Here is a 1,775-nt window from a genome sequence, read left to right as displayed (position 1 = left end):
GGACCGCAATGGACCTGATTTGTCTCTTCATGTGAGACAACGGGCACGATTTCCTTCACGCACAGCTCGGCGGCATGGAGCCAGGGATTGTCCTCACGCTTGCGCCACACAATCATCGTGAGCTCTCCGCCGGGCTTGAGCGATTTTCGAAGGTTGTTCATCGCCGCGCCGGGGAAGCTGAAGAACATCGTGCCAAAACGCGCGAAGACCTGGTCATAGGGGCCGCGCAGGTCGTCCTTCTGGGCGTCGCCCACGAAGAAGGATGCGTTCGAAAGACCTTCCTTCTGCGCCTCTTTTTCGCAGGCCTTGATGAAGTTTTCCGCGCAGTCCACGCCCACGGCGCTGCCGCCCGGTCCCACGTTCTTTGCAATACGCACCGTGCTGTCACCGAACCCGCAACCGACATCGAGCACCTTCGTCCCCGCCGGATGAAGCTCCGGCGTGAGCAGGTTGTCGCTGTGGGCCGAAAGCCCCGTCGTCAGCAGATGCTTGAACCTACAGAATTTCTCAAAGAGTACGGTATTCCACGCCTCGACTATGACGTCGTTCTCGTCGCCCATGGTGCTCCCCTTCCATCCGCTCCTGTAATTGTTGGAAACGTCAGGATTGTCCGCCCATTGCGAGGGACAAAGCAAACCGGGTGTGCAGTGGGACTGTCAGTCAGGGGATTGAAAAACCTGCGGTGCCTGCCCTACGCCGCCATGCCCAGAAACTTCTGGAGGACCTGCTTGAGCTTGGCGTCGTTGATGGGCTTGGGGAGGAACATGTCGTAGATCGCGCCTTCGGCGGTGGTCTCGGTGACGTGGCTGGTAATCAGGACAATGGGGATGTCCCGGGTACGCGGGTCGTTCTTGAGGGTCTGGGAGACCTCGGCCCCGCCGCAGACGGGCATGTTGTAGTCGAGCATGATGAGGTCGGGATGCTCGGCCAGAGCTTTCTCGATTCCCTCGCGGCCGCCGTTGGCGGTGATGCACTCCACTTCCTTCTTGTAGAAGGCGAAGTTCATCTCATACATCCGCAAGAACACACGGTCGTCGTCAATGACCAGGACTTTCTTCATGCCCAACGGGCTCCCCAGTGGTTGCATAAAAGCGTCGGGCACGCGGCAATCTCACCCTGCGGTGAGGCGCTGCCCCATCTACTTCCCCACGTCCCCGGTGCGAATTCTTTAAGAATATCACGCAGATTGCCAATAGGCCAATTTGCGACGGCCTCAAGAGGCCGCAAATGCTCCCTGCGGCCCCGACGGGGCAAGCCGGCTTGGCCGGGCGGGCGGGCCCGTGCCAAGGTGCGCCCGCGATGAAGCGACTCCAGAGCCCCCCCCTGCCCGCGTGGCACTCGCCCTGCTGGCGGCAGCAGGGCTGGCGGCCCTGGCAACGCTGCCGCGCCAAGGAGAACAGGCCCCTGACATGAGCGAAACCAGCAACTCCCTCCCGTCCTCGGAAAAATGGGGCGAGGCCCTCCACCCCGTCGAGGGCCGAAAGCCCAACCGGCTCATCGATTCAACGAGCCCCTACCTGCTGCAGCACGCCTACAACCCGGTCGACTGGTACCCGTGGGGCGACGAGGCCTTCGAAAAAGCCGAGCGCGAGCACAAGCCGGTGTTTCTCTCCATCGGGTATTCCTCCTGCCACTGGTGTCACGTGATGGAGCACGAATCCTTCGAGGACGAGCAGGTCGCCGCACTGCTCAACGAGCGCTACGTCGCCATCAAGGTCGACCGTGAAGAGCGCCCCGACCTCGACGAGATCTACATGACCGCCGTGCAACTCATG

The 1,775-nt window shown here is 61.6% G+C and carries 3 protein-coding genes; 1 reads left to right on the top strand and 2 read right to left on the bottom strand.

Going from position 1 to position 1,775, the window contains the following annotated elements:
• A partial coding sequence (locus KDH09_18270) for a class I SAM-dependent methyltransferase (GenBank protein MCB0221648.1) occupies positions 1-560 on the bottom strand: 560 nt, incomplete at its 3' end.
• 131 nt (positions 561-691) lie between these two features.
• Positions 692-1,060, bottom strand: coding sequence for a response regulator (locus KDH09_18265; GenBank protein ID MCB0221647.1), 369 nt, complete (start codon positions 1,058-1,060; stop codon positions 692-694).
• A gap of 349 nt (positions 1,061-1,409) precedes the next feature.
• On the opposite strand from KDH09_18265, the gene KDH09_18260 reads away from it, so the two are divergent.
• The coding region (locus KDH09_18260) for a thioredoxin domain-containing protein (protein MCB0221646.1) at positions 1,410-1,775 on the top strand (366 nt) is incomplete at its 3' end.

The organism is Chrysiogenia bacterium (assembly GCA_020434085.1).
Lineage (GTDB): Bacteria > JAGRBM01 > JAGRBM01 > JAGRBM01 > JAGRBM01 > JAGRBM01.
This window is presented reverse-complemented; position numbering and strand designations above follow the sequence as displayed.

Coding starts and splice junctions, on each gene's coding strand:
- KDH09_18265 (MCB0221647.1), bottom strand. CDS start 1,060: ATGAAGAAAGTCCTGGTCATTGACGACGACCGTGTGTTCTTGCGGATG.